General features: G+C 73.4%; 30 protein-coding genes. 24 read left to right on the forward strand and 6 right to left on the reverse strand.

Annotation, left to right across the window (positions count from 1 at the left end):
* Nucleotides 1-47: 47 nt before the first annotated feature.
* Nucleotides 48-221, reverse strand: coding sequence for a hypothetical protein (locus ABTZ54_RS10635; RefSeq protein ID WP_351659712.1), 174 nt, complete (start codon nucleotides 219-221; stop codon nucleotides 48-50).
* Nucleotides 222-438: 217 nt separating this feature from the next.
* On the opposite strand from ABTZ54_RS10635, the gene ABTZ54_RS10640 reads away from it, so the two are divergent.
* The 4 genes from ABTZ54_RS10640 (at nucleotide 439) to ABTZ54_RS10655 (ending at nucleotide 4,279) form a co-directional block, all read left to right on the forward strand.
* The gene (locus ABTZ54_RS10640) at nucleotides 439-1,737 is read left to right on the forward strand and encodes an NYN domain-containing protein (RefSeq protein ID WP_351659715.1); all 1,299 of its coding nucleotides are present in this window, start codon (nucleotides 439-441) and stop codon (nucleotides 1,735-1,737) included.
* Between the two features lie 20 nt (nucleotides 1,738-1,757).
* Entirely contained in the window at nucleotides 1,758-2,729 is a 972-nt protein-coding gene (locus tag ABTZ54_RS10645) for an ABC transporter ATP-binding protein (protein ID WP_351659963.1), read from the forward strand.
* 61 nt (nucleotides 2,730-2,790) lie between these two features.
* Nucleotides 2,791-3,621, forward strand: a complete 831-nt coding sequence (locus tag ABTZ54_RS10650) for an ABC transporter permease (RefSeq protein ID WP_502997222.1) — start codon at nucleotides 2,791-2,793, stop codon at nucleotides 3,619-3,621.
* A gap of 34 nt (nucleotides 3,622-3,655) precedes the next feature.
* The gene (locus tag ABTZ54_RS10655) at nucleotides 3,656-4,279 is read left to right on the forward strand and encodes a DUF2567 domain-containing protein (protein ID WP_351659718.1); all 624 of its coding nucleotides are present in this window, start codon (nucleotides 3,656-3,658) and stop codon (nucleotides 4,277-4,279) included.
* A gap of 21 nt (nucleotides 4,280-4,300) precedes the next feature.
* On the opposite strand, the gene ybaK is transcribed toward ABTZ54_RS10655, so the two are convergent.
* The 4 genes from ybaK to ABTZ54_RS10675 all read right to left on the reverse strand — a co-directional run bounded on the left by ybaK (nucleotide 4,301) and on the right by ABTZ54_RS10675 (nucleotide 8,358).
* Nucleotides 4,301-4,801: a Cys-tRNA(Pro) deacylase gene (gene ybaK, locus ABTZ54_RS10660; protein WP_351659721.1), complete on the reverse strand. Its 501-nt coding sequence runs from the start codon at nucleotides 4,799-4,801 to the stop codon at nucleotides 4,301-4,303.
* 7 nt (nucleotides 4,802-4,808) lie between these two features.
* Nucleotides 4,809-5,546 carry an LON peptidase substrate-binding domain-containing protein gene (locus ABTZ54_RS10665; RefSeq protein WP_351659724.1) on the reverse strand — a complete coding sequence of 246 codons (738 nt, stop codon included), beginning with the start codon at nucleotides 5,544-5,546 and terminating at the stop codon, nucleotides 4,809-4,811.
* A 30-nt stretch (nucleotides 5,547-5,576) separates the two neighbouring features.
* Complete coding sequence (locus ABTZ54_RS10670; RefSeq protein ID WP_351659727.1) at nucleotides 5,577-6,608, reverse strand: hypothetical protein; 1,032 nt, start codon at nucleotides 6,606-6,608, stop codon at nucleotides 5,577-5,579.
* Between the two features lie 148 nt (nucleotides 6,609-6,756).
* Nucleotides 6,757-8,358: an oxidoreductase gene (locus ABTZ54_RS10675; RefSeq protein ID WP_351659730.1), complete on the reverse strand. Its 1,602-nt coding sequence runs from the start codon at nucleotides 8,356-8,358 to the stop codon at nucleotides 6,757-6,759.
* Nucleotides 8,359-8,536: 178 nt separating this feature from the next.
* Here ABTZ54_RS10675 and hisD point away from each other — a divergent pair, with 178 nt between their 5' ends.
* The 10 genes from hisD (at nucleotide 8,537) to ABTZ54_RS10725 (ending at nucleotide 16,245) form a co-directional block, all read left to right on the forward strand.
* On the forward strand, nucleotides 8,537-9,880 hold the full coding sequence (gene hisD, locus ABTZ54_RS10680; protein ID WP_351659733.1) for a histidinol dehydrogenase: 1,344 nt from the start codon (nucleotides 8,537-8,539) through the stop codon (nucleotides 9,878-9,880).
* Nucleotides 9,877-11,007: a histidinol-phosphate transaminase gene (locus ABTZ54_RS10685; RefSeq protein ID WP_351659736.1), complete on the forward strand. Its 1,131-nt coding sequence runs from the start codon at nucleotides 9,877-9,879 to the stop codon at nucleotides 11,005-11,007. Before hisD ends, ABTZ54_RS10685 begins: the two co-directional genes overlap by 4 nt.
* The gene (gene hisB, locus ABTZ54_RS10690; RefSeq protein WP_046907028.1) at nucleotides 11,004-11,597 is read left to right on the forward strand and encodes an imidazoleglycerol-phosphate dehydratase HisB; all 594 of its coding nucleotides are present in this window, start codon (nucleotides 11,004-11,006) and stop codon (nucleotides 11,595-11,597) included. Before ABTZ54_RS10685 ends, hisB begins: the two co-directional genes overlap by 4 nt.
* A 2-nt stretch (nucleotides 11,598-11,599) precedes the next feature.
* Entirely contained in the window at nucleotides 11,600-11,764 is a 165-nt protein-coding gene (locus ABTZ54_RS10695; RefSeq protein ID WP_351659739.1) for a CG2302 family histidine operon protein, read from the forward strand.
* Nucleotides 11,761-12,408 carry an imidazole glycerol phosphate synthase subunit HisH gene (gene hisH, locus ABTZ54_RS10700; RefSeq protein WP_351659742.1) on the forward strand — a complete coding sequence of 216 codons (648 nt, stop codon included), beginning with the start codon at nucleotides 11,761-11,763 and terminating at the stop codon, nucleotides 12,406-12,408. Before ABTZ54_RS10695 ends, hisH begins: the two co-directional genes overlap by 4 nt.
* A complete protein-coding gene (gene priA, locus ABTZ54_RS10705) occupies nucleotides 12,405-13,133 on the forward strand; it encodes a bifunctional 1-(5-phosphoribosyl)-5-((5-phosphoribosylamino)methylideneamino)imidazole-4-carboxamide isomerase/phosphoribosylanthranilate isomerase PriA (RefSeq protein WP_351659745.1) in 729 nt (242 codons plus the stop codon). Before hisH ends, priA begins: the two co-directional genes overlap by 4 nt.
* Nucleotides 13,130-13,543, forward strand: a complete 414-nt coding sequence (locus tag ABTZ54_RS10710) for a RidA family protein (protein WP_351659748.1) — start codon at nucleotides 13,130-13,132, stop codon at nucleotides 13,541-13,543. The genes priA and ABTZ54_RS10710 overlap by 4 nt, the downstream gene beginning before the upstream one ends.
* Nucleotides 13,540-14,295 (forward strand): imidazole glycerol phosphate synthase subunit HisF, encoded by a 756-nt coding sequence (gene hisF, locus ABTZ54_RS10715; protein WP_351659751.1) that lies wholly within the window; start codon nucleotides 13,540-13,542, stop codon nucleotides 14,293-14,295. Before ABTZ54_RS10710 ends, hisF begins: the two co-directional genes overlap by 4 nt.
* Before the next feature lie 119 nt (nucleotides 14,296-14,414).
* Nucleotides 14,415-15,002 carry an ArsR/SmtB family transcription factor gene (locus ABTZ54_RS10720; RefSeq protein ID WP_351659754.1) on the forward strand — a complete coding sequence of 196 codons (588 nt, stop codon included), beginning with the start codon at nucleotides 14,415-14,417 and terminating at the stop codon, nucleotides 15,000-15,002.
* A gap of 4 nt (nucleotides 15,003-15,006) precedes the next feature.
* Nucleotides 15,007-16,245: an MFS transporter gene (locus tag ABTZ54_RS10725; RefSeq protein WP_351659757.1), complete on the forward strand. Its 1,239-nt coding sequence runs from the start codon at nucleotides 15,007-15,009 to the stop codon at nucleotides 16,243-16,245.
* A 102-nt stretch (nucleotides 16,246-16,347) separates the two neighbouring features.
* On the opposite strand, the gene ABTZ54_RS10730 is transcribed toward ABTZ54_RS10725, so the two are convergent.
* Nucleotides 16,348-16,983, reverse strand: a complete 636-nt coding sequence (locus ABTZ54_RS10730) for a TIGR03085 family metal-binding protein (RefSeq protein WP_351659760.1) — start codon at nucleotides 16,981-16,983, stop codon at nucleotides 16,348-16,350.
* An 84-nt stretch (nucleotides 16,984-17,067) separates the two neighbouring features.
* On the opposite strand from ABTZ54_RS10730, the gene hisI reads away from it, so the two are divergent.
* From hisI to ABTZ54_RS10780, 10 genes are all read left to right on the forward strand, one after another.
* Nucleotides 17,068-17,436 carry a phosphoribosyl-AMP cyclohydrolase gene (gene hisI, locus ABTZ54_RS10735; RefSeq protein WP_351659762.1) on the forward strand — a complete coding sequence of 123 codons (369 nt, stop codon included), beginning with the start codon at nucleotides 17,068-17,070 and terminating at the stop codon, nucleotides 17,434-17,436.
* 11 nt (nucleotides 17,437-17,447) lie between these two features.
* Nucleotides 17,448-18,941 (forward strand): anthranilate synthase component I, encoded by a 1,494-nt coding sequence (locus tag ABTZ54_RS10740; protein ID WP_351659765.1) that lies wholly within the window; start codon nucleotides 17,448-17,450, stop codon nucleotides 18,939-18,941.
* A 25-nt stretch (nucleotides 18,942-18,966) separates the two neighbouring features.
* The gene (locus ABTZ54_RS10745) at nucleotides 18,967-19,623 is read left to right on the forward strand and encodes a TIGR02234 family membrane protein (RefSeq protein WP_351659768.1); all 657 of its coding nucleotides are present in this window, start codon (nucleotides 18,967-18,969) and stop codon (nucleotides 19,621-19,623) included.
* A gap of 114 nt (nucleotides 19,624-19,737) precedes the next feature.
* Nucleotides 19,738-19,992, forward strand: coding sequence for an HGxxPAAW family protein (locus ABTZ54_RS10750; RefSeq protein WP_351659771.1), 255 nt, complete (start codon nucleotides 19,738-19,740; stop codon nucleotides 19,990-19,992).
* 83 nt (nucleotides 19,993-20,075) lie between these two features.
* Entirely contained in the window at nucleotides 20,076-20,561 is a 486-nt protein-coding gene (locus tag ABTZ54_RS10755; RefSeq protein WP_502997225.1) for a DUF2752 domain-containing protein, read from the forward strand.
* Nucleotides 20,562-20,692: 131 nt separating this feature from the next.
* Nucleotides 20,693-21,502 (forward strand): indole-3-glycerol phosphate synthase TrpC, encoded by an 810-nt coding sequence (gene trpC, locus ABTZ54_RS10760; RefSeq protein WP_351659774.1) that lies wholly within the window; start codon nucleotides 20,693-20,695, stop codon nucleotides 21,500-21,502.
* A gap of 8 nt (nucleotides 21,503-21,510) precedes the next feature.
* Nucleotides 21,511-21,753: a tryptophan biosynthesis modulator TrpM gene (gene trpM, locus ABTZ54_RS10765; protein ID WP_351659777.1), complete on the forward strand. Its 243-nt coding sequence runs from the start codon at nucleotides 21,511-21,513 to the stop codon at nucleotides 21,751-21,753.
* A gap of 577 nt (nucleotides 21,754-22,330) precedes the next feature.
* On the forward strand, nucleotides 22,331-23,578 hold the full coding sequence (gene trpB, locus ABTZ54_RS10770) for a tryptophan synthase subunit beta (RefSeq protein ID WP_351659780.1): 1,248 nt from the start codon (nucleotides 22,331-22,333) through the stop codon (nucleotides 23,576-23,578).
* Nucleotides 23,575-24,393 carry a tryptophan synthase subunit alpha gene (gene trpA, locus ABTZ54_RS10775; RefSeq protein WP_351659783.1) on the forward strand — a complete coding sequence of 273 codons (819 nt, stop codon included), beginning with the start codon at nucleotides 23,575-23,577 and terminating at the stop codon, nucleotides 24,391-24,393. Before trpB ends, trpA begins: the two co-directional genes overlap by 4 nt.
* Before the next feature lie 64 nt (nucleotides 24,394-24,457).
* The gene (locus ABTZ54_RS10780) at nucleotides 24,458-25,273 is read left to right on the forward strand and encodes a DsbA family protein (protein ID WP_351659786.1); all 816 of its coding nucleotides are present in this window, start codon (nucleotides 24,458-24,460) and stop codon (nucleotides 25,271-25,273) included.
* The last annotated feature ends 36 nt before the right edge of the window (nucleotides 25,274-25,309 follow it).

Raw genomic sequence — 25,309 nt, forward strand, 5'->3', positions numbered from 1 at the left:
AAGGGGCGCGCCCGTCGTCACGGGCGCGCCCCTTTGCCGTGGATCCGTCAGTTGTGCCCGAAGCGCTTCTGACGGCCCTTGCGTGCCATGTCACCAGGTGTCACCTGGGTGGCGCGCTGCTCGGCCTGGGACTCCATCGCGGACGCCTGCGCCTGCTGGGCGCCGCGCTCCGCCTGCGAGCCGCGCTGCTGACTGCGGTCCTGCTTTCGGTTCTTGGCCATGGGGATGATGCCTCCTCAAGGGGGTGTGGGGGCCAGGGCCGCTGTCAGATTCACATACGGCAGGAAGCGCCGCATTTTGGATCATTACGGACGGTAATCGGGGCCTCCGCGTGAGATCCGCCACGCCGATGATCCAGTTCCGGACCTCTACGTCGGCCCGGTCGGGCAGACTCGGAGCAACCTGGAGCACTTCCGATCCCGAGGTTCCCGAAAGAGGGTGGAACACGTGGACCGCTGCGTCGTCCTGGTGGACGCCGGCTATCTGCTGGGCGCCGCCGCCAGCCTCCTCGCCGGGGAGCCGGCCCGCTCACGGATCACCGTCGATCACGCCGCGCTCATCCAGCAGCTGCGCGAACGCGCGGAGGCCGACACCCAGCTGCCGCTGCTGCGGATCTACTGGTTCGACGGCGCGCCCGACCGGGTGCCCCAGCCGGAGCACCGCAGGCTGCGCGTGATGCCCCGGGTCACGGTCCGGCTCGGCGCCCTGACCCGTGCCGAGGGGCGCTGGGCGCAGAAGGGCGTCGACGCGGCCATGCACACCGAGCTCACCGAGCTCGCCAGGAACGGGGCCTGCTCCGACATCGTCCTCGTCACCGGCGACGGCGACCTGCTGCCCGGACTCATGTCCGCCAAGGAGCACGGGGTCGCCGTCCACCTGTGGGCCGTCCAGGCCGCCGACGGCGACTACAACCAGTCGGAGGACCTCGTCGCCGAGGCCGACGAGCGCCGGGTGCTCGACCGGACCTGGATCACCCGCGCCGTCCGGGCCAAGGACCTCAGCGGGCTGTGCGCCCCGCCGCCGGTGCCCCGCCCCGAGATCGCCGCCATCCTCTCCGCCCCGCTGCCCGAGTCGGCGCTCGCCGCCTCCGCCGAACGGGCCGCCGCGGCCGGTGCCGCCCGCGAAGGGGCCCGCGCGGACGCCGTCGGGGTGCCCCCGGCGGCCTCGCCCGTCGACGACGAGGGCGTGAACGGCTCCGGCGTCCCCGCGCCCGCCTCCGCCAAGACCGTCCCCACGCCCAAGGACCTCGCCGCCCTGCGCGGGCCCGCCGCCCCGGCCGCCCCGCACGCCGTCGGCGCCACCCTGCGCTGGTCCTCCGACCGGGGCTGGATCGACCGGCCCGGCACCGCCCTCGGCGAAGCCGCCGAGACCGCCTTCCTGCCCACCCTCGCCCAGCTCACCAGCGCCGAGCAGCGCTGGGCCGACCGCGAGGAGGACATCACCACCGTCGGCGGCGACCCCTACGAGGTCGGTCAGGTGTTCGCCCGCCGCTGGCTCGACCGGCTCCCCGAGCCGCTCCACGTCCAGAAGCTGGCCGTCATGTACCCGCGCATCCCGCACCGCATCGACGGCGAACTCCTCCGCTACGCCGCCCGCTTCGGCCTCCTCGCCCACAAGGACGACCAGATCGACGAGCACGACCGGTACGCGATCCGGGCAGGATTCTGGCGCGAGATCGACGTCCATGCCGCCGCCCAACACGCCCCCGCGCCCGAGGAGAGCCGGGGGACCCCGTAGGCTCATCCCTCGTGAGTACGGTGTGCGTGGTGCGGGATCTGGTCAAGACGTACCCCGCCACGCGCGGCAGCCGCGGAGCACCCGCGACCCCCGAGGTGCGGGCCACCGACGGGATCAGCCTCGACGTGCGCGGCGGCGAGATCTTCGGGCTGCTCGGACCCAACGGCGCCGGCAAGTCCACCCTCGTCCGCCAGCTGACCGGACTCATGCGCCCCGACTCCGGCTCCGTCCGGATGCTCGGCCACGACCTGGTGCGCCACCCCGAGCGCGCCTCCCGGCTCCTCGCCCATCTCGGCCAGGAGTCCACCGCGCTCGACGAGCTGACCGTGGCCCTCGCCGCCGAGACCACCGGCCGGCTGCGCGGGCTCGGCGCCCGCGAGGCCCGCGCCGCGCGCGACGCCGTCCTCGACGAGCTCGGCCTCGCGGAGATCGCCGGGCGCCCCCTGAAGAAGCTCTCCGGCGGACAGCGCCGGCTCGCCTGTGTCGCCGCCGCCCTCGTCGGCGAGCGCCCGGTCCTCGTCCTCGACGAGCCCACCACCGGCATGGACCCCGTCGCCCGGCGCGCCGTATGGGCCGCCGTCGACCGGCGGCGCGCCGAGCAGGGCGCCACCGTGCTGCTCGTCACCCACAACGTCATCGAGGCCGAGACCGTCCTCGACCGGGTCGCCGTCATCGACCGCGGCCGGGTCATCGCCTGCGACACCCCCGCCGGACTCAAGGAACGGGTCGCGGGGGAGGTGCGGGTCGAGCTCGTCTGGCGCGAACGGGCCCCCCTGGAGGTCCCCGAGGTCGCCGCGCTCCGCGCCTCGGCCCAGGAGTCCGGGCGCCGCTGGACGCTCCGGCTCGCCCCCGACGAGGCCCGTGCGGCGGTCGCCGCGGTGACCGGCGGGGCGGCCTTCGCCGCCCTCGACGACTTCACGCTGGCGACGCCGAGCCTGGAGGACGTCTACCTCGCCCTCGGCGGCGAGAACCGGGGACTGGTAAAGGCGTGACGTCCCCCTCGCCCCGGCTGTCGCACCTGTCGCACCTGCCCCCACTCAGGAGCTGTACGAGTTGAGCACCCTGCCCGCGGAGGCCCTGCCCGCCACCGTCCTCGGCGACCCGGCCACGGACGCGGAGGACCAGGCCGCCGCGCCCCTCGCCCCGCGCGCCCGGCTGCTGCCGGCGCTCGCCGCCGTGTACCGCGCGCAGCTGTCGCGCGCCCGGGTCTCCCGTATCCCGCTGCTCTTCGTGGCGACCTTCCAGTCCGTCGGGATCATGGTCCTGATGCGGGGGGTCGTGGACGGCGGCGACGAGGCGCGGGCCGTCGTGGCGGGCTCCGCCGTGCTCGTCGTGGCCTTCGTCGCGCTCAACCTGCTCGCCCAGTACTTCGGGCAGCTGCGGGCCGGCGGCGGACTCGACCACTACGCGACGCTGCCCGTGCCGCCCGCCGCCGTGGTGCTCGGCGCGGCCGGGGCGTACGCCTCCTTCACCGTGCCCGGGACCGTCGTGACCGCCGTCGCGGGCTCCGTGCTGTTCGGGCTGCCGCTCGGGAACCTGTGGATCCTGGCCGCGGTCGTGCCGCTGTCCGGCGCCGCCCTCGCCGGGCTCGGCGCCGCGCTGGGACTGCTCGCGCCGCGTCAGGAGATCGCCACCCTGCTCGGGCAGCTGGGCATGTCGGCGGCGCTGCTGCTCGGCGTCCTGCCGCCGGACCGGCTGCCCACGCCGATCGGCTGGGCGCGCGACCTGCTGCCCTCCACGTACGGGGTGGAGGCCCTGGCCCGTACCTTCGACGCCCGCCCGGACTGGACGGCCGTCTGCCTGGACCTGGCGGTCTGCGCGGCGGTCGGCGTCGTCTCGCTGGCCGTCGCCACCTGGGCGTACCGTCGGGCGGCGGTCCGCTGAGGCGGCACACAGCTGCACCTGGCACGATGGCGTGGTGACCGCACCTCTGACTCCGCCGCACCAGCCGCCGCACGACTCCCGGTGGCCCGCGCCCCACCCCGCGCAGGCCGACCCGGACGGCGCCCCGAGCACCGGCACCGAGCTGCGCCAGGCCGCCGTGGTGACCGCCGTCTCCGGCGTGGCGGGCGCCCTGCTCGGACTGCTCTGGCTGTGGCTCGCGCCGCGGGTCACCCTGGTCTCCGACGGCAAGGCGGTCTTCCTGCGCAACAGCGAGGGGGAGGCGGCGATCGGCATGGACGGAACGTTCGTCCTGCTCGCCCTCGGCTTCGGCGCGGTCGCCGCGGTCCTGGTCTTCCTCGTCCACCGGCACGGCGGCATCGCCCTGGTCCTCGGGCTCGCCCTCGGCGGCGTCCTCGGCTCGCTCCTCGCCTGGGGCACGGGCGTCTGGCTCGGGCCCACGCGCGATGTCGTCGCCCACGCCAAGGCGGTCGGCCCCAATGTCGACTTCCAGGCGCCGCTGGAGCTCAACATGGCGGCCGCTGCGATGCTGGCCTGGCCCATCGCCGCGATGATCACGCATCTCGCGCTGACCGCGCTCTTCGGGCCCCGTGACCCGGAGCCCGAGGACGGCGCCTGGCCGCCGCTGCCCCAGGCCTGACCCCGGGGTGGCCGCGGTGGCTCAGCCGCGGCCGATGGGGGCCACGACGGCGCCCGTGAGCGCCGCCAGGTCCTGGGGGGAGAGCTCCACTTCCAGGCCCCTGCGGCCGGCCGAGATGCAGATGGTGGGGTGCTCCTCGGCCGAGGAGTCCAGGACCGTGCGCAGGCGCTTGCGCTGGCCCAGGGGGGAGATGCCGCCCCGGACGTAGCCGGTGGTGCGCTCGGCCGCCGCCGGGTCCGCCATCGCCGCCCGCTTGCCGCCCACCGCCGAGGCCAGCGCCTTCAGGTCGAGCTGGCCCGCGACCGGGACCACCGCCACCGTCAGCTCGCCGTCCACGTCCGCCACCAGGGTCTTGAAGACCCGGGTGGGCGAGACGCCCATGGCCTCCGCCGCCTCCTCGCCGTACGACGGGGTCGCCGGGTCGTGGTCGTAGGAGTGCAGGGTGTAGGGGGTGCCGGCCGCCGTCAGCGCCACCGTCGCCGGGGTGCCGCCGGTGTTCTTCTTCTGCTTCTTCGCAGCCATGCCTCTCCTAGTTGGGGCTGGTCGGCGCGCGGGTCAGCTCCACCGCCGGCAGGGACGGCAGATGGCGCAGGACCGCCGTCTCGGAGCGCAGCAGCGACAGCTCCTCGCGCAGCCGGGTCGCCGTGTCCGGCGCCTGGAGCAGCCGCTGCTTGGACGGCGTGTCGAGGACGGCCGCCGCCGCCACCAGGTACGACACCACCGAGGGGTCGTCCGGCAGCTCACTGGTCGTCAGGGAACGCTCGCGGGCGCCCGCGAGCCGCTTCTGGTAGTTCCTGAAGGCCCGCAGCACGCCCTCGGCGAGGGTGCCCGCCTCGTCGCCCTGCTCCTCGGGGATCTCTTCGAGCTCGGCCGTCAGGAACGGCCCGCTCGCGTCGACCGAGAGCAGCTTCACCCGGGTCGTGCCGGTGGCCATCACCTCGAAGCCGCCGTCCGGGCGCTCCCGGATCTGGGCGGCGTCGGCGATGCAGCCGACCCGGTGGAAGGCCTGGATCGGGTCCGGGCCGAAACCGGCCGTGGGGCCCTTCTCGGGCAGCGCCGTCTGGTCCGGCAGACCGGGCGCCGTCGGCGCGACCTCCCGGCCGTCCCGGATCGCCACGACCGCGAAACGCCGCGGCTCGGAATCGTCGGTCTTCAGCAGTTCGCGCATCATGGCGCGATAGCGCTGCTCGAAGACGTTCAGCGGCAACACGAGGCCCGGGAACAGCACCGCGTTGAGCGGGAACAGGGGCAGGCGAGCGGTGGTCACAGCGGTCAAGCGTAATGGCCGACCGAGCCGTCACCACCGGCCCGGTCGTCCGGGCGCGGGTCCGGGGTGCCCCGCGCCCGCCCGCGTCCGGCGCGCGACCGCCCGGACGGCCGCCGTCCGGGCCTCCAGGAAGGCGCCCAGCGGGTCGTCGGCGAGCAGCCGCCAGGGGAAGCTGGTCGCGCGGGTCCCGATCCGGGCGAACTCCGCGAGGGCGTCGTGGTGACGGGCCCGCCCCAGGAGGACGTGGACGAGCAGATTGCGCACCTCGGCGGGCCACAGGTCGCCCGCCGGGTACGCGGCCGACAGGGCCAGCGCCCGGTCGGCCGCCGCGTCCATCCGGTCGCCCGCCACCCCCTGGCCCGGCTCCGAGAGCAACTGCGCGAAGGCCGCCCGCACCGGCAGGGCCTGGACCAGCGAGCCCGGCAGCGCGTCCTCCGCGGCCTGCTCGGCGAAGTCGAAGCACTCGCGGTGCGAGCCGTACCACTGCGCCGACAGGTACTTGAGCGCGGCCACATGGCACCCGTAGTGGTGCGGGGCGCGGCGCACGGCCTGCTCCCACAGCGCCTCGAACTCCGTGTGCCGGGCGTGGGTGCCGCGCGCGTGGTCGAGGGCGAGCCGCCACGGCACCGGGTCGCGGGGCGCGGCGTCGGTCGCCGCCTCGATCAGCGGCCCGAGCTCGCGCAGCCGCTCGGCCCTGGCCGGCGACTCCCAGGCCCTGCGCACGGCGAGCTGCGCCTTGACGAGCAGGGCGTCCGGGTCGTGCGGGGCGGTCGAGAGCCAGTGCCGCAGCCACTCGTCCCTGCTGTACGCGAAGGTGCTCAGCCGGGTGACGTAACGGTCGCGGTTCTCCCAGTCGGCGGCGTCCCGGGTGGTCGCGAGGAGTTTGGCGGCCGGCTCCGGGTCCCCCTGGGCGGCGGCGACCAGGGCCGGCGCCAGGCGCCCGTCCGGCACGTCGAGCAGCACGTCGTCGTCCGGCGGGAGCCCGGCGGCCAGACGCGGGGCGTGCCGGACCATGCGGGCGGTGCCGATCAGGGCGCGGAGCAGTGACATGGTGCGAATCATTGAAAACCGCAGGTGAGGGCGGCGCCAGTGGGCGACTGTGAAGACTTGGTGGCGGTGGGAAGGTTGTTCTGGCCAGGGTCAAGACAGCGTAAAGAAAGGGGCGGGACGGTGCTCGTCCGGCCCCCCGCTCCTCACCCTTCCCGGGCGGCTACCCGCGTCTCAGCAGACGCGAGGCCCCCGCCGCCACCGTCGTCGCAAGCACCCAGCCGAGCAGGATCAGCACCGTGGAGGCCCACTGCCAGAAGCCCTCCATGCGCCAGTAGCCGGCCTGGCCCAGGTCGATCACCGGGAGCAGCACGTCGAGCGCGTAGAGGGTGGCGTTCCACTTCGGCGCCTCGCCCGGCTTCAGCGCCACCGGGGTGTAGTGCGAGAAGGCGTACGCGCCCGCCGCCCACAGCACCGCCATCCACAGCATGGCCCGCCCCGGGCGGTAGCCGTAGGCCACCGCCAGGTCCTGGACGTACCCCCACAGCTTCCCGGCCACCGGCAGGGTCTCCCGGCGCCGCCGCTGCTTGGCGAGCAGCACCTCGCGCGCGTCGGCGTCCTCCCCGCTGTTGCGCAGCACCGTCGCCAGGCGCTCGTACGGCTCCGGCGCGTACTCCGGGGTCGCCGCCGCGACCCACTCCAGACGCCGGCTCAGCGGGAAGTGCCCGTACGGCACCAGGTTCTCGTAGACGAAGCCGCTCAGCGCGAGGCCGCCCGGGCCCGGCCAGCTGGTGGACAGGTCGATGAGCGTCACCACCTTCGCCCCGTTGAGCACCACCCGGCCCTCCTCGGGGCGCTCGCCGTTGAACCGCAGCTCGGGCGTGGCGATGCGGCGCAGCGACAGCTCCTCCCGCCGCGAGCCGTCCAGCAGGAAGCGGGCGTAGTGCAGGTCCAGCGAGTCGCCGAAGCGCCCGTCGTCGAGCCGCACCCCGCCGTGGCACTCGACGGGCTTGCGCCGGGCGCCCTGCGACGGGGTCACCCCGTACGGCGGGGTGGCCGTCGCGTCGCCCGAGGCGTCGTACACCCAGGCCGCGTTCAGATAGAGCGTGCGCTCGACCGTCAGCTGCGGCGCGTTCAGCGCGCGGCGCTGCTGGGCGCCGCGCAGCACGCTGCCCCGCAGGCTCAGCGACACGCCGACCTTCGCCCCGCGCAGGCTGAGCTCCCCGTACGTCTCGATCAGCTCGGCCTGGAGGTCCTGCGCGACCACCAGACCGTCCGCCGTGATCGCCCGGCCGCGCCGGTCCGGCCACACCCGGATCTGGTTGATCAGCAGGTCCGTGCCGATCTGGGCGTCCGTCAGGCGGATGCCCCGCTCCACCCGGCAGCGCGGCAGATGCAGGTCGCCCGCCGTGTGCAGCCGCGCGGCCTCAAGCCGGGGTATCGCGCACTCGACCATCCGCAGCGTCCCGAAGTGGGCCTCCGGCAGCACCACCTCGCCGTCGAAGCGGCAGCCGCTCATCTCCACGTACGGCCCTATCGTGCCGCCCGCCAGATTGAGCACCCCCGTGATCCGCGCCCCGCGCAGCTTCAGGGCCGCGACGCGCCCGGACCGGGCCGGCGGCCCGTCGAGCAGCAGCAGCGCCACCACCTCGGCCCGCACGCTGCGCTGCTCGCCCCACACCACCTGCCGGTCGAACGGATCGTCCCGCTCCGCGACCCCCTCCCTGAGATCACACGCCTTGCCGATCCGGAACGCCCTCCACATGAACCGCTCCGGGCCGGTCAGGCCCTCCGGCACTCCGTCGTCCACGCGCGGCTCGGTCACTGCCGCCCCCTCGCTTTCCACGACTCCGCTTCACTTCCCCGGATTCGTACAGCCGTTCTTCCCGCTGAGTGACGGACTGAACGCTAACGGTCAGGAGTGGCGACAAGACGCCAGAGTGGCCCGTATCAGCCAGTGATACGGGCGTCCGGGGCTGTGGGGCGTCTGAGAGAATTGACCCGTGATCTCTCGAATCGATCTGCGCGGCGCGACCCTCCCCGAGGGTGCCGCCCTGCGTGACCTGCTGCCCCGTGCCGAGTTCGACGTGGAAGCCGCCCTGGAGAAGGTGCGGCCCATCTGCGAGGACGTCCGGCATCATGGCGCAGCGGCGGTGATCGACTACGGGGAGAAGTTCGACGGCGTCCGCGTCGAGAGCCTGCGCGTGCCCGCCGAGGAGCTGACCCGCGCCCTCGACGAGCTCGACCCGGCCGTCCGCGCCGCCCTGGAGGAGTCCATCCGGCGCGCCCGCCTCGTCCACCGCGAGCAGCGCCGCACCACCCACACCACCCAGGTCGTGCCCGGCGGCACGGTCACCGAGAAGTGGATCCCCGTCGAGCGCGTCGGGCTCTACGTGCCGGGCGGACGGTCGGTGTACCCGTCCTCCGTCGTGATGAACGTCGTCCCGGCCCAGGAGGCCGGTGTCGAGGGCATCGCCGTCTCCTCGCCCCCGCAGAGGGAATTCGGCGGCCTGCCGCACCCGACCATCCTCGCCGCCTGCGCCCTGCTCGGCGTCGACGAGGTCTACGCCGCCGGCGGCGCCCAGGCCGTCGCCATGTTCGCGTACGGCACCGAAGGCACCGAGGGCGCGCCCGGCTGCGCCCCCGTCAACCTGGTCACCGGCCCCGGCAACATCTACGTCGCCGCCGCCAAGCGCCTTCTCAAGGGCCGTATCGGCATCGACGCCGAGGCCGGCCCCACCGAGATCGCCGTCCTCGCGGACTCCACCGCCGACCCGGTGCACGTCGCCGCCGACCTGATCAGCCAGGCCGAGCACGACCCGATGGCCGCCTCCGTCCTGGTCACCGCCTCCGAGGAGCTCGCCGAGGCCGTCGAGGCCGAGCTCAAGACCCAGGTCGCCGTCTCCAAGCACGTCGACGACCGGATCGTCCCGGCGCTGGCCGGCCGCCAGTCCGCGATCGTCCTGGTCGACGGCCTGGCGGAGGGCCTGAAGGTCGTGGACGCCTACGGCGCCGAGCACCTGGAGATCCAGACCGCCGACGCCGCCGCCGTCGCCGACCGGGTCCGCAACGCGGGCGCGATCTTCGTCGGCCCCTGGGCCCCGGTCTCGCTCGGCGACTACTGCGCCGGCTCCAACCACGTCCTGCCCACCGGCGGCTGCGCCTGCCACTCCTCGGGCCTGTCCGTGCAGTCCTTCCTGCGCGGCGTCCACATCGTCGACTACACGCGCGACGCGCTCGCCGAGGTCGCCCACCACGTGGTGACCCTCGCCGAGGCCGAGGACCTGCCCGCGCACGGCGCCGCCATCAAGGCCCGGTTCGGGTGGAAGGTGCCGCAGAGCAAGTGACCGCGTACGACAAGGTCGCCATCGACGACCTCCCCATCCGCGACGAGCTGAAGGGCAAGTCCCCGTACGGCGCGCCCCAGCTCGACGTCCCCGTCCAGCTGAACACCAACGAGAACCCGTACCCGCTGCCCGAGCCCCTGGTGGCCCGGATCGCGGAGCGGGTCGCCGAGGCCGCGCGCGGCCTCAACCGCTACCCCGACCGGGACGCGGTCGAGCTGCGCACCGAGCTCGCCCGCTACCTCACCCGTACCGGCAAGCACCCGGTCGCCATGGGCAACGTCTGGGCCGCCAACGGCTCCAACGAGGTCCTCCAGCAGCTGCTCCAGACCTTCGGCGGGCCCGGCCGCACCGCGATCGGCTTCGAGCCCTCGTACTCGATGCACGCCCTGATCGCCCGAGGCACCGGCACCGGCTGGATCTCAGGACCCCGCAACGAGGACTTCACCATCGACCTCGCGGCGGCCGAGCAGGCCATCGCGGAGAACGCGCCGGACGTCGTCTTCGTCACCTCGCCCAACAACCCCACGGGCACCGCCGTCGAGGCCGCGACGGTCCTCGCGCTGTACGAGGCCGCCCAGGCGGCCAAGCCCTCGCTGGTGGTCGTGGACGAGGCGTACGTGGAGTTCAGCCACCGCGACTCGCTGCTGCCCCTCATCGAGGGCCGGCCGAACCTGGTGGTCTCCCGGACCATGTCCAAGGCCTTCGGCGCCGCCGGACTGCGCCTGGGCTACCTCGCCGCCCACCCCGCCGTGGTCGACGCCGTCCAGCTGGTGCGCCTGCCGTACCACCTGTCCGCCGTCACCCAGGCCACCGCGCTCGCCGCCCTGGAGCACACCGACACCCTCCTCGGGTACGTCGAGCAGCTCAAGGCCGAGCGCGACCGCCTCGTCACCGAGCTGCGGGCCATCGGCTACGAGGTCACCGAGTCCGACGCCAACTTCGTCCAGTTCGGCCGCTTCGACGGAGCGGAGGGCTCCCACGCGGCCTGGCAGAAGATCCTCGACCGGGGCGTCCTGGTCCGGGACAACGGCGTACCGGGCTGGCTGCGGGTCACCGCGGGCACCCCCGAAGAGAACGACGCGTTCCTCGACGCGGTTCGTGAGTTGAAGAAGGAGCAGGACGCATGAGCCGCGTAGGCCGCGTTGAGCGCACCACCAAGGAGACGTCCGTCGTCGTCGAGATCGACCTCGACGGCACCGGAAAGGTCGATGTGTCGACCGGGGTCGGTTTCTACGACCACATGCTCGACCAGCTCGGCCGGCACGGTCTGTTCGACCTGACCGTGAAGACCGACGGCGACCTCCACATCGACTCGCACCACACCATCGAGGACACCGCCCTCGCCCTGGGCGCCGCCTTCAAGCAGGCGCTCGGCGACAAGGTCGGCATCTACCGCTTCGGCAACTGCACCGTCCCGCTGGACGAGTCGCTCGCCCAGGTCACCGTGGACCTCTCCGGCCGCCCTTACCTGGTGCACACCGAGCCCGAGAACATGGCGCCGATGATCGGCTCCTACGACACGACGATGACCCGGCACATCATGGAGTCCTTCGTCGCCCAGGCGCAGATCGCCCTGCACGTCCACGTGCCGTACGGGCGCAACGCGCACCACATCGTCGAGTGCCAGTTCAAGGCGCTCGCCCGCGCCCTGCGCTACGCCTCCGAGCGCGACCCGCGCGCCGCCGGAATCCTCCCCTCCACGAAGGGCGCGCTGTAAACGTGAACGGCCTCTCCACCATCCTGATCGTCGTCGGGCTCTTCCTGCTCGGCGGCATCTACTCCTTCGCCAAGCAGAAGATGCCCAAGGGCCTCATCGTGCTGCTCTCCATCGGCGCCGCCATGTGCCTGGCGGCCGGTGTGCTGCGGCTGGACGTGTGGTCATGAGCGTGACGGGCTCCAAGAAGGTCGTCGTCTTCGACTACGGCTTCGGCAACGTCCGCTCCGCCGAGCGGGCCCTCGCCCGGGTCGGCGCCGACGTCGAGATCACCCGCGACTACGAGCGGGCCATGAACGCCGACGGGCTCCTCGTCCCCGGTGTCGGTGCCTTCTCCGCCTGCATGGAGGGCCTCAAGGAGGCCCGCGGCGACTGGATCATCGGGCGCCGGCTCTCCGGCGGCCGCCCGGTCATGGGCATCTGCGTCGGCATGCAGATCCTCTTCGCCCGTGGCATCGAGCACGGCGTGGAGACCGAGGGCCTCGACGAGTGGCCCGGCTCGGTCGAGCCGCTGAAGGCGCCGGTCGTGCCCCACATGGGCTGGAACACGGTCGACGCGCCCGAGGGCAGCGAGCTCTTCGCCGGCCTCGACGCCGACACCCGCTACTACTTCGTGCACTCCTACGGGGTGCGCCAGTGGGAGCTGGAGATCGGCAACCCGCACATCCGTGCCCCCAAGGTGACCTGGTCCACCCATGGCGAGCCGTTCGTCTCCGCGGTGGAGAACGGGGCCCTGTGGGCGACCCAGTTCCACCCCGAGAAGTCCGGCGACGCCGGCGCCCAGCTCCTCACCAACTGGATCGGAACCCTGTGACCAGCGCGCTCGAACTCCTCCCCGCCGTAGACGTCCGCGACGGCCAGGCCGTCCGCCTGGTGCACGGCGAGTCCGGCACCGAGACCTCCTACGGCTCGCCCCTGGAGGCCGCCCTCGCGTGGCAGCGCTCCGGCGCCGAGTGGCTGCACCTGGTCGACCTGGACGCCGCCTTCGGCACCGGCGACAACCGGCAGCTGGTCCGCGAGGTCACCGAAGCCATGGACATCAAGGTCGAGCTCTCCGGCGGCATCCGCGACGACGCCTCGCTGGCCGCCGCCCTGGCCACCGGCTGCACCCGCGTCAACCTGGGAACCGCCGCCCTGGAGACGCCCGAGTGGGTCGCCAAGGTCATCGCCGAGCACGGCGACAAGATCGCCGTCGGCCTGGATGTGCGCGGCACGACCCTGCGCGGCCGGGGCTGGACCCGTGACGGCGGCGACCTGTACGAGACGCTGGCCCGCCTCGACTCCGAGGGCTGCGCCCGCTACGTGGTCACCGACATCGCCAAGGACGGCACCCTGGAGGGCCCCAACCTGGAGCTCCTGCGGAACGTCTGCGCGGCCACCGACAAGCCCGTCGTGGCCTCCGGCGGCGTCTCCTCCCTGGACGACCTGCGGGCCCTGTCCGGCCTGGTCCCGCTGGGCGTCGAGGGCGCGATCGTCGGCAAGGCGCTGTACGCCAAGGCGTTCACCCTGGAAGAGGCCCTGAAGGCGGTGGCCGTATGACCGACTCCGTACGCAAGGTCGTGACCGGCGCCCCCTGGGAGGAGCAGTTCGGCTACTCCCGCGCGGTGGAGCTGCCGAACGGGACCGTCCTGGTCTCCGGCTGCACCTCCGTGGTGGGCGGCGTGATCGCCGACGGCGGTCCGTACGACCAGACCGTCAACTCCTTCAACGTGGCCTTCGACGCGTTGAAGCAGCTGGGTCTGGGCGCCGAGCACGTCGTCCGCACCCGTATGTACCTCACCCACGCGCGCGATGTGGACGAGGTCGGCCGGGCCCACAAGGAGCTCTTCGACGCCGTCCGCCCCGCCGCCTCCATGATCATCGTCTCCGGCTTCGTCGACCCCCGTCTGGTCGTCGAGGTCGAGGTCGAGGCGTACCGCCCCGAGGCCACCGAGGGAGACCCCGCATGAGCCTCGCCGTACGCGTGATCCCCTGCCTGGACGTGGACAACGGCCGGGTCGTCAAGGGCGTCAACTTCCAGAACCTGCGGGACGCGGGCGACCCCGTCGAGATGGCCAAGCTGTACGACGCCGAGGGCGCCGACGAGCTGACCTTCCTCGACATCACCGCCTCCTCCGGCAACCGGGAGACCACCTACGACGTGGTGCGCCGCACCGCCGAGCAGGTCTTCATCCCGCTGACCGTCGGCGGCGGGGTCCGCTCCGCCGAGGACGTCGACAAGCTGCTGCGGGCCGGCGCGGACAAGGTGGGCGTCAACACCGCCGCCATCGCCCGCCCGGAGCTGATCCGCGAGATCGCCGAGCGCTTCGGCCGCCAGGTGCTCGTCCTGTCGGTCGACGCCCGCCGTACCGAGACCGGCTCCTTCGAGGTCACCACGCACGGCGGGCGCCGGGGCACCGGCATCGACGCCGTCGAGTGGGCGCACCGGGCCGCCGAGCTGGGCGCGGGGGAGATCCTGCTCAACTCGATGGACGCGGACGGCACCAAGGACGGCTACGACACCGAGATGATCGCGGCCGTGCGCAAGCACGTGACCGTGCCGGTGATCGCCTCCGGCGGCGCCGGCAAGCTGTCCGACTTCCCGCCGGCCATCGCGGCGGGCGCGGACGCGGTGCTCGCGGCCTCCGTCTTCCACTTCGGCGATCTGCGGATCGGCGAGGTCAAGCAGGCGCTGAAGGAGGCGGGCCACCAGGTCCGCTGATCGCAGGCTGTGTGAGGAGGCCCCCGGGATCCCCGGGGGCCTCCTCCTTTGCCCAGATGTGCAGGATTATTTGCGCAACATCCATTGCGCAAGTTTTCTTTCCTATCTAGGGTCGTGACATGACCTCGTCGGAGAACCGCCGGATCACCGATCTCGGCACCCTCAAAGCCATCTCCCACCCGCTGCGGATGCGCCTCTACCGCGCCCTCTTCGTGGCCCGCACCGCCACCGCCTCCCAGCTCGCCGACCAGGTCGACGAGGCCGTCTCCCTCGTCAGCTACCACCTGCGCAAGCTGGCCGAGCACGGCCTCATCGAGGAGGCCGAGACCCAGTCCGCCGACGGCCGCGAGCGCTGGTGGCAGCCCAGCTCCTACGGATTCAGCATCCGCGAGGAGGACCTCGACGGCGCGCCCGAACTCGCCGCCGCGAGCGCCGCGTTCGGCCGCACCGTCAACGCCCAGCGCACCGAGATGCATCGCCGCTTCCTCGACGAGCGGCACACCTGGTCCGAGGCCTGGCGGTCCGCCGCCCTCAGCTCGGAGTGGCTGCCCCGGCTCACCTCCGCCGAACTCGCCGCACTCGGCGAGGAGCTCGACGCGGTCCTCAGGAAGTACGACGCGCGGGCCCGCGCCGCCGAGGCCGCGGGCGAGACCGAGGGACGCGAGAACGTCGCCGTCCACCTCCTCGGCTTCCCGTACCGGGGCTGAGTCGATGGCCACCACCACGGCCCCCGCCGCACCCGCGCGCCCCGCCCACCGCGACCCGAACGTGCTGCGCTGGGCCGGCGCCTACACCGCCTCCACGCTCGGCGACAGCGTCTACTACCTCGCCCTGTCCTGGAGCGTCGTCAGCACCGGCACCCCCGTCCAGGCCGGACTCGTCCTCGCCGTCGGCGCCGTGCCCCGCGCGCTGCTCATGCTCGGCGGGGGAGTGGTCGCCGACCGCTTCGGCCCGCGCCGGGTGGTCATCGGCTCCGACGCGGTCCGCTGCCTCGTCGTCCTCGGCCTCGCCGCCGTCCTCTTCCTCACCTCGCCGGGCCTGTGGGTGCTCGCCGCCGCCGCGCTCGTCTTCGGCACCGTCGACGCCCTGTTCCTGCCCGCGGTCGGCGCCCTGCCGCCGCGCATCGCCCCGCCCGACCAACTCGCCCGGATCCAGGGCCTGCGCGGCCTCGCGTACCGCAGCGGCGCCGTCCTCGGCGGCCCGCTCGGCGGACTCGCGGTCGCCGTCGGCGGCCCGGCCACCGCCTTCGGGGCCGCCGGCGTCCTCTTCGCCCTCTCGATCCCCCTGCTGTGCGCGCTGCGGCTCCGCCCGCTCCCGGCCGCCGAGGAGGCCCGCGGCGGCACCGCCCTGAGCGACCTCGCCGACGGCCTGCGCTATCTGCGCGGGCACCGCGTCCTCGGCCCGCTGATCGTCATCGTGCTCCTCAGCGACCTCGGCTTCGCGGGCCCCCTCAACGTCGGCCTCGCCGTCCTGGCCGAGCAGCGCGGCTGGGGCGCGTCCGGCATCGGCTGGATCCTCGCCGGCTTCGGCACGGGCGCGGGCGCCGCCTCGCTGCTCCTGACCGTACGGGGACACGTACCGCGCGCCGGGGCCGTCAGCGGCTGGACCATGATCCTGGGCGCCGTCGCCATCGGCGCGCTCGCCTACGCGCCGCTGCTGCCCGTCGCGGTCGCCGTCGCCCTGGCCATCGGCCTGCTCGCCGGACTCTCCGGAGCGCTGTGCAACGCCCTCCTCCAGACCCACTGCGACCCCGCCTACCTCGGCCGCGTCACCGCCGTGGCCGGCCTCTGCTCCCTCGGCCTCGCCCCGCTCAGCTACCCGCTCACCGGCGCGGCGATCGGCCTGTGGGGCCTCGGCCCGGTGTACGTGGTGAGCGCGTCCGTCTGCGCCCTGTCGGGGGTGTACGGGCTCCTCGTCCCGGCGGTCCGCAGGGCGGAGCTGTCGAAGTAGACAGCGCCGCTCCCTGTACGGATGGATCGCGCCGCTCCCTGTACGGACGGACAGCGCCGCTCCCTGTACGGATAGACAGCGCCGCTCCCTGAACGCCCCGGCTCAGATCCCCAGCTGCTTCGTCTCGTGCAGCCGGTCCACGGCCTCCTGCTCGCCGTCCAGGGACACCTTCGCCGCGTCCTGGCGCCCGAACAGGAACATCGTCAGCTCGCCCGGCTCCCCGGAGACCGTCACCACCGGGGTGCCCTTGTGCGCCACCGCCGTCTGCCCGTTCGGGCGGCGCAGCACCAGGCCGACCGGGGCCTTGCGGCCGAGCAGCCGGGCGGACTTCTCCAGGCGCGACCAGAGCGCGTCGGAGAAGACCGGGTCGAGTTCGCGCGCCGACCAGTCCGGCTGAGCCCGGCGCACGTCCTCGGCGTGGACATAGAACTCCACCACGTTCGCGCCCTCGTCCACCTGCTTGATCGTGAACGGGGAGAGCTTCGGCGGACCCGTGCGGATGAGCTGGATCAGCTCCTCGTACGGCTTCTCCGCGAACTCCGCCTGCACCCGCTCCAGCCTGGCCTTCAGCGCCGGCACCACCGAACCGGCCGCCGCGTCCGGGCGGCGCTCGCGCACCACCACATGGGCGGCCAGATCCCGGGTCCGCCACCCCTCGCAGAGCGTGGCCGCGTCCGGGCCGGCCGCCTCCAACAGGTCGGCGAGCAGAAGGCGTTCACGCTTGGCATGGGTCGACATGCTCGCCAGGGTACGACCGCGCCCACCCGTCCGCCCAGTGGACGCACCGCCGGACCTCCCCACCGGGCGCGGCAGAATGGCGGCATGAGCAGCACGCCCCGCACCCCCAGCGACCTCGATCCGGCCATCGCCGCCCGCCTCAAGCGGAGCGAGGACGGTCTCGTCCCCGCCATCGCGCAGCAGTACGACACCGGCGAGGTGCTCATGCTCGGCTGGATGGACGACGAGGCCCTGCACCGCACCCTCACCACCGGCCGCTGCACCTACTGGTCCCGCAGCCGCCGGGAGTACTGGGTCAAGGGCGACACCTCCGGCCACGTCCAGCACGTCAAGTCGGTGGCGCTCGACTGCGACGCCGACACGATCCTGGTCACGGTCGACCAGGAGGGCGCCGCCTGTCACACCGGCGCCCGGACCTGCTTCGACGCCGACGTCCTCCTCGCGGCCGAGTAGGGTCTGGCGCCATGGATCTCGAGCACTTCCGCAAGCTGGCGGCCGACCGCCGCGTCATCCCCGTCAGCCGCAGGCTCCTCGCGGACGGCGACACCCCGGTCGGGCTCTACCGCAAGCTGGCCGCCGAACGCCCCGGCACCTTCCTCCTCGAATCCGCGGAGAACGGGCGCAGCTGGTCCCGCTACTCCTTCATCGGAGTCCGCAGCGACGCGACCCTCACCGTCCAGGACGGCGAGGCGCACTGGCTCGGCACCCCGCCGGTCGGCGTCCCCGTCGACGGCGACCCGCTGGCCGCCCTCAAGGCGACCGTCGAGACCCTCCACACGCCCCGCGACCTCGCGGCGGGCATGCCCCCCTTCACCGGCGGCATGGTCGGCTACCTCGGCTACGACATCGTCCGCCGCCTGGAGCGCATCGGCGAGCACGGCGGCGACGACCTCAAGCTGCCCGAGCTCACCATGCTGCTCACCAGCGACCTCGCCGTCCTCGACCACTGGGACGGCACGGTCCTGCTGATCGCCAACGCGATCAACCACAACGACCTGGAGACCGGCGTCGACGAGGCGTACGCGGACGCCGTCGCCCGGCTCGACGCGATGGAGGCCGACCTGGCCCGCCCGGTCGCCACCGTCCCCGCCGCCCTGCCCGCCTCCGAACTCCCCGAGTTCTCCGCCCTGTGGGGCGGCAAGGCCTACCAGGACGCCGTCGAGGACATCAAGGAGCGCATCCGGGCCGGCGAGGCCTTCCAGGTGGTGCCCTCGCAGCGCTTCGAGACCCCGTGCGCCGCGAGCGCCCTGGACGTCTACCGGGTCCTGCGGGCCACCAACCCCTCCCCGTACATGTACCTCTTCCGCTTCGAGAACGGCTTCGACGTCGTCGGCTCCTCGCCCGAGGCGCTGGTCAAGGTCGAGGACGGGCGAGCGATGGTCCACCCGATCGCCGGCACCCGGCACCGCGGCGCCACCCCGCAGGAGGACCACGACCTGGCCGAGGAGCTGCTCGCCGACCCCAAGGAGCGCGCCGAGCACCTGATGCTCGTCGACCTCGGCCGCAACGACCTCGGCCGGGTCTGCGAGCCGGGCTCCGTCGAGGTCGTCGACTTCATGTCGATCGAGCGCTACTCGCACGTCATGCACATCGTCTCCACCGTGACCGGCACCGTCGCCGAGGGGAAGACCGCCTTCGACGTGCTCACCGCCTGCTTCCCGGCCGGCACCCTCTCCGGCGCGCCCAAGCCTCGCGCGATGCAGATCATCGAGGAGCTCGAACCGACCAGGCGCGGCCTGTACGGCGGGTGTGTCGGGTATCTCGACTTCGCCGGGGACTCCGACACGGCCATCGCCATCCGCACCGCGCTGCTCCGCGACGGCACCGCGTACGTGCAGGCGGGCGCCGGTGTCGTCGCCGACTCCGACCCGGTCGGCGAGGACAACGAGTGCCGCAACAAGGCCGCGGCGGTGCTCCGCGCCGTCCACACCGCCAACCGGATGACCACGACCGGATGAACGGACACTGAGCCGGTAGGGGATAGTGGGGTACGTGAGTGCCGTACCCGTACCCCAGCCCCGAGCCGCCCGCCCGGTCGGCGCCGCCTCCTCGGGCGCCCGCCGCAGCCTGGCCGCGGCCCTCCTGCTCGGCGCCCTCGGAGCCACCGTCGTGCTGCTCTCCGCGGGCCAGATCTGGGCCGAGGGCACCGCGGCCGTCGGCGGCGGCGCCGTGCCCGTCCAGGCCGACGGCGGCACCGTCACCGGCGTGCCGACGGCGCTGGCGATCGTCGGCCTCGCCGCGCTCGTCGCCGTCTTCGCGGTCCGCCGCACCGGCCGCACCCTGGTCGCCGCCCTGCTCGCCCTCAGCGGCGCGGGAGCGGCCCTCGCCGCCGTCCTCGGCGCCTCCGACAGCGCCGCCCTGAACGCCGAGGCGGCCCGTATCAGCGGCAACACCGCCGCCGTCGTCGACGGCCTCAGCCACACCGTCTGGCCGTACGTGACGGCCGCCGGCGCCGTCCTCATCCTGGCCGCCGGGCTCTTCGCCCTGCGCTACGGCAAGGCCTGGCCCGCCATGGGCGGCCGCTACGAGCGCTCCGGCGCACCCCGCGCGGCACGCCGCTCCGCGACGGCCGATCCGGACCGCCCCGAGGAGCTGTGGAAGGCCCTCGACCGCGGCGAGGACCCCACCCGCGGCGACTGACGGGCGGACCGCGGGCGCGACGCGTGATCGTTCGGGCACCCCGATTCATCTCCGCGCCCCCATGTGCGGAAGAATGAGACGTCACCACCGAGCAACATCAACGAGGAGCAACTCATGGCGGGCAGCGCCCACGGACACACCCCGGCCGCCTGGACCGGTGTCATCATCTCCTTCATCGGCTTCTGCATCGCCGGAGTCTTCATGGTGGCGGCCAACGTGCCCGGCTTCTGGGGCGGCATCGGCGTCATCGTCCTCGGCGGCATCGTCGGCGGCGTGATGAAGGTCGCGGGCCTCGGCATGCCGAAGCAGTCGGCCGCCGTCGTCGCCGCCCGTGAGGTCGCCACCGAGAGCGTCAAGGCCCGCGCCTGACGCTCCCAGTTCACCCGGAAGGCGCAGTCCCGCGACGCGGGGCTGCGCCTTCGCGCGTCAGGGGCGAGAATCACCGGGTGGACGTGAAGCCGACGGCGCAGGCCGAGACCGAACCCGTACGGGACGCGTGGGGGCCGCCACCCGGCCCGTACGCCGCCCCCGTGCCGCCCAGGCCCCTCGCCCGGCGGCTGCTCGCCCCGCTCGGCACCCTCGCCGGGGTCGCCGCCGCCTTCGCGTACGTCGGCACGGTCGACCCCAACGAACCCGGCCACTACCCCGTCTGTCCGCTGCTCCGCTTCACCGGGATCTACTGCCCCGGCTGCGGCGGTCTGCGCAGCGCCCACGCCTTCGTCCACGGCGACCTCGGCGCCGCACTCGGCGCGAACGCGCTGGCCGTCGTCGGGTACGGCGTCTTCGCGGTCGTCATGGCCGTCTGGCTGATTCGCGCCATCAAGGGCGTCCCGATGCGCCTGGCCGTCTCCCCGGTCCTGTGGTGGGGCGTAGGGGCCGTTCTGGCCCTTTTCACCCTGGTGCGGAACCTCCCGTTCGGCTCCGCGCTGGCCCCCTGAAGTCCCAGCAGGTGGGACGCGTCCCCAACCGATGCGGGTCCGGGGCCCACCTGCGGATACCATCGACATGGCTGAACACTGTTCCTCGGCGTTCATCAACACCGTCACCGTCCCGGAAGGGGGCCTCTCGCGTGAGTGTGCTCGACGAGATCATCGAAGGCGTGCGCGCCGACCTCGCAGAGCGGCAGGCGCGGGTCTCCCTCGACGAGCTCAAGGAGCGCGCCGCCAAGGCGCCGCAGGCCAAGGACGGTGTCGCCGCGCTGCGCGGCGACGGCGTCAAGGTGATCTGCGAGGTCAAGCGCTCCAGCCCGTCCAAGGGCGCGCTCGCCGCCATCGCCGACCCGGCCGCCCTCGCCGCCGACTACGAGGCGGGCGGCGCCGCCGTCATCTCCGTCCTCACCGAGCAGCGCCGCTTCGGCGGCTCGCTCGCCGACCTGGAGGCCGTCCGCGCCCGGGTCGACATCCCGGTCCTGCGCAAGGACTTCATCGTCACGGCCTACCAGCTCTGGGAAGCGCGGGCGTACGGAGCGGATCTCGCGCTCCTCATCGTCGCCGCCCTGGAGCAGGAGGCGCTGGTCTCCCTCATCGAGCGGGCCGAGTCCATCGGCCTGACCCCGCTGGTCGAGGTCCACGACGAGGACGAGGTCGAGCGGGCGGTCGAGGCGGGCGCCCGGATCATCGGCGTCAACGCGCGCAACCTGAAGACCCTCAAGGTCGACCGCTCCACCTTCGAGCGCGTCGGGCCCGAGATCCCTGACCACATCGTCAAGGTCGCCGAGTCCGGTGTGCGCGGTCCGCACGACCTGATCGCGTACGCCAACGCCGGCGCCGACGCGGTCCTGGTCGGCGAGTCGCTGGTCACCGGCCGCGACCCGAAGACCGCCGTCGCCGACCTGGTCGCCGCCGGCGCCCACCCGGCCCTGCGCCACGGCCGGAGCTGACCTCCGCCATGACCGTCCGACGCGCCACGCCGACCCCGCCAGAGGTCCCGTCGGCGCGCCGTACTCTCCTCCGCACCGCCGCCGCGCCCGCCCACGCCCCGCTGGCCCGGGGCTGCCGGCCGCGCGGCTGCCGCGCACCCGCCCGCCGTGTCCACGGCCGCCGGGTCCGGTACGTGATCGGCGACGAGCCGGGCCAGGTCAACGGCATGCGATGGCGCCCGCGCCAGGCGCACACCACCACCAACACGTAGCCACGCCCGAGCCCGGCCCGTAACTCCCGCCACGCGCGCGGGCAGCCGAGCCGACCCACTCAGCGAGGCCGCCACCCCGTGTCTCCCATGCCACCCCGCGCGGGCACGCGTCCCCCCCCCCGGGGGGGGCGCGGTCCCGTCCTTGCCCACCCCCGTGTGGGCGGGGGGTGCGGTCCCGCCCTTGCCCACCCCCGTGTGGGCCGGGGCGCCGTCCCACCCTTGCCCACCCCCGTGTGGGCCGGGGCGCCGTCCCAGCCTTGCCCACCCCCGTGTGGGCAATCGTCCCGCTGGGGCGGGACGGGTGGGCACACGGGACGGCGCCCTCTGCGGCGCCTTCGCTCCTAGTGCCTTGACCCGCACCCACCAGTGCGGCGCACCGGGGGCGGGGCGTTCAGGCGCGGAAGCCTAGGCCCGGCAGGGGGCGCCGTTCCGTTGTGCCCACCCGTTCCGCCCTGCGGAACGATTGCCCACAACGGGGCGGGGCGGGGCGGCACGGGTGGACGTGGGGGATCGTGCGCATACCGTGACCACTTCCAGCACGCGTACCCGGGGCACCCGCCCCGCGAGGAGCAACCGCATGTCCAGCGAGTTCTTCATTCCGGACCCGGAGGGTCAGATTCCGACCCCCGAGGGCTACTTCGGCGCCTACGGCGGCAAGTTCATCCCCGAGGCCCTCGTCGCCGCAGTCGACGAGGTCGCCGTCGAGTACGACAAGGCCAAGGCCGACCCCGAGTTCGCCCGCGAGCTCAACGACCTGATGGTCAACTACACGGGCCGCCCCAGCGCCCTCACCGAGGCCCCCCGCTTCGCCGAGCACGCCGGCGGCGCCCGCGTCTTCCTCAAGCGCGAGGACCTCAACCACACCGGCTCGCACAAGATCAACAACGTGCTCGGCCAGACCCTGCTCACCAAGCGCATGGGCAAGACCCGCGTCATCGCGGAGACCGGCGCGGGACAGCACGGCGTCGCCACCGCCACCGCCTGCGCCCTCTTCGGCCTCGACTGCACCATCTACATGGGCGAGGTCGACACCCAGCGCCAGGCCCTCAACGTGGCCCGCATGCGCATCCTCGGCGCCGAGGTCATCGCCGTGAAGTCCGGCAGCCGCACCCTCAAGGACGCCATCAACGAGGCGTTCCGCGACTGGGTCGCCAACGTCGACAACACCCACTACCTCTTCGGCACCGTCGCGGGCCCGCACCCCTTCCCCGCCATGGTCCGCGACTTCCACCGCGTCATCGGCGTCGAGGCCCGCCGCCAGATCCTGGAGCGCGCCGGCCGCCTCCCCGACGCGGCCATCGCCTGCGTCGGCGGCGGATCCAACGCCATCGGCCTCTTCCACGCCTTCATCCCGGACGCCGACGTCCGCCTGATCGGCTGCGAACCGGCCGGCCACGGCGTCGAGACCGGCGAGCACGCGGCCACCCTGACCGCGGGCGAGCCCGGCATCCTGCACGGCTCCCGCTCCTACGTCCTCCAGGACGAGGAGGGCCAGATCACCGAGCCGTACTCGATCTCCGCCGGACTCGACTACCCCGGCATCGGCCCCGAGCACGCCTACCTCAAGGACAGCGGCCGAGGCGAGTACCGCGCCGTCACCGACGACGCCGCCATGCAGGCCCTGCGCCTGCTCTCCCGTACCGAGGGCATCATCCCGGCCATCGAGTCGGCGCACGCCCTCGCCGGAGCCCTGGAGGTCGGCAAGGAGCTCGGCAAGGACGCGCTGCTCCTCGTCAACCTCTCCGGGCGCGGCGACAAGGACATGGATACCGCGGCTCGCTACTTCGGGCTGTACGACAACGGAGCCGAGGGGGCCGCCAAGTGACCGGGAACATCCACCTGCTCAGCGACACCCTGGCCAAGGCCAAGGCCGAGAACCGCGCCGCGCTCATCGCGTACCTCCCGGCCGGGTTCCCGACCGTGGACGGCGGCATCGCCGCCATCAAGGCGGTCTTCGACGGCGGCGCCGACGTCGTCGAGGTCGGTCTGCCGCACAGCGACCCGGTCCTCGACGGCCCGGTCATCCAGACCGCCGACGACATCGCCCTGCGCGGCGGCGTCAAGATCGCCGACGTCATGCGCACGGTACGGGAGGCCCACGCGGCCACCGGCAAGCCGGTCCTCGTCATGACCTACTGGAACCCCATCGACCGCTACGGCGTCGAGCGCTTCACCGAGGAGCTCGCCGCGGCCGGCGGCGCGGGCTGCATCCTGCCCGACCTGCCGGTCCAGGAGTCCGCCCTCTGGCGTGAGCACGCCGACAAGCACGGTCTCGCGACCGTCTTCGTCGTCGCGCCCAGCAGCCAGGACGCCCGGCTCGCCACGATCACCGCGGCCGGTTCCGGCTTCGTCTACGCCGCCTCCCTCATGGGAGTCACCGGCACCCGCGCGTCGGTCGGCGAGCAGGCCTCCGACCTCGTCCGCCGCACCCGGGCCACCTCGGACCTGCCGGTCTGCGTCGGCCTCGGCGTCTCCAACGCGGAGCAGGCGAAGGAGGTCGCGGGCTTCGCCGACGGCGTCATCGTCGGCTCCGCCTTCGTCCAGCGGATCCTCGACGCCGACGGCGACGAGACCGCCGCGCTCGGCGCCGTAAGGGAACTGGCGGCCGAACTCGCCGAGGGCGTGCGCCGCACCGCGTAACCCATACGGGTGGATTTCGGACCGGGGAGGCACGGTGGTGCCTCCCCGGTTCGTTGCTGAGGGCGTGAGCGAGAAGAACAGTGACGGTACCCAGAGCGCGCGGGAGCGCCTCCAGCAGCAGCGGCAGCGCGACAAGGCCCGTGAGAAGCAGCGGCGCGTCCTCATCGTGTCGGCCGCGGTCGTCGGCGTCCTCGGCCTGGCCGCCGTCGTCGGCGTGATCGCCGCCAACAGCGGCGGCAAGGGCAGCTCCGACAAGGCAGGCCCCGTGGTCGCCCCCACCGGCGCCATCGGCGGCGACAAGCCCGCCATCCCCCAGGGCAGGCCGGACGCCCCGTCCACGCTCGCGATCTGGGAGGACTTCCGCTGCCCCGCCTGCGCCCAGTTCGAGAACTTCTTCCGGGACACCATCCACGAGCTGGAGGCCTCGGGCGCCGTCAAGGCCGAGTACCACCTCGCCACCCTCATCGACGGGAACATGGGCGGCAGCGGCTCCCTGCGCGCCGCGAACGCGGCGGCCTGCGCCCAGGACGCCGGGAAGTTCACGCAGTACCACGACGTGCTCTACATCAACCAGCCGCAGGAGACCGACGACGCCTACGCGAAGAACAGCAGGCTCATCGAGCTCGCCGCGAAGGTCCCCGGCCTCGACACGCCCACCTTCCGCAGCTGCGTCGAGGACGGCACCCACGACGCCTGGGTGAAGAAGTCGAACGACGCCTTCAAGGCCAGCGAGTTCACCGGCACCCCGTCCGTCCTGCTCAACGGCGAATCGATCTTCCCGTCGAAGGGGAACGAGCAGATCTCCCCGGAGAATCTGAAGAAGTGGGTCGCCGAGGCCAACAAGGGCAAGAAGGCGGGCACGGCCTCCCCGGCCGAGTAGTTACGGAGAAGTTGCCGGGCTGGCTGCCGCCAGGCC

The sequence above is a fragment of the Streptomyces sp. NPDC094032 genome (genome assembly GCF_040303965.1).
In the GTDB taxonomy this organism is placed as follows: domain Bacteria; phylum Actinomycetota; class Actinomycetes; order Streptomycetales; family Streptomycetaceae; genus Streptomyces.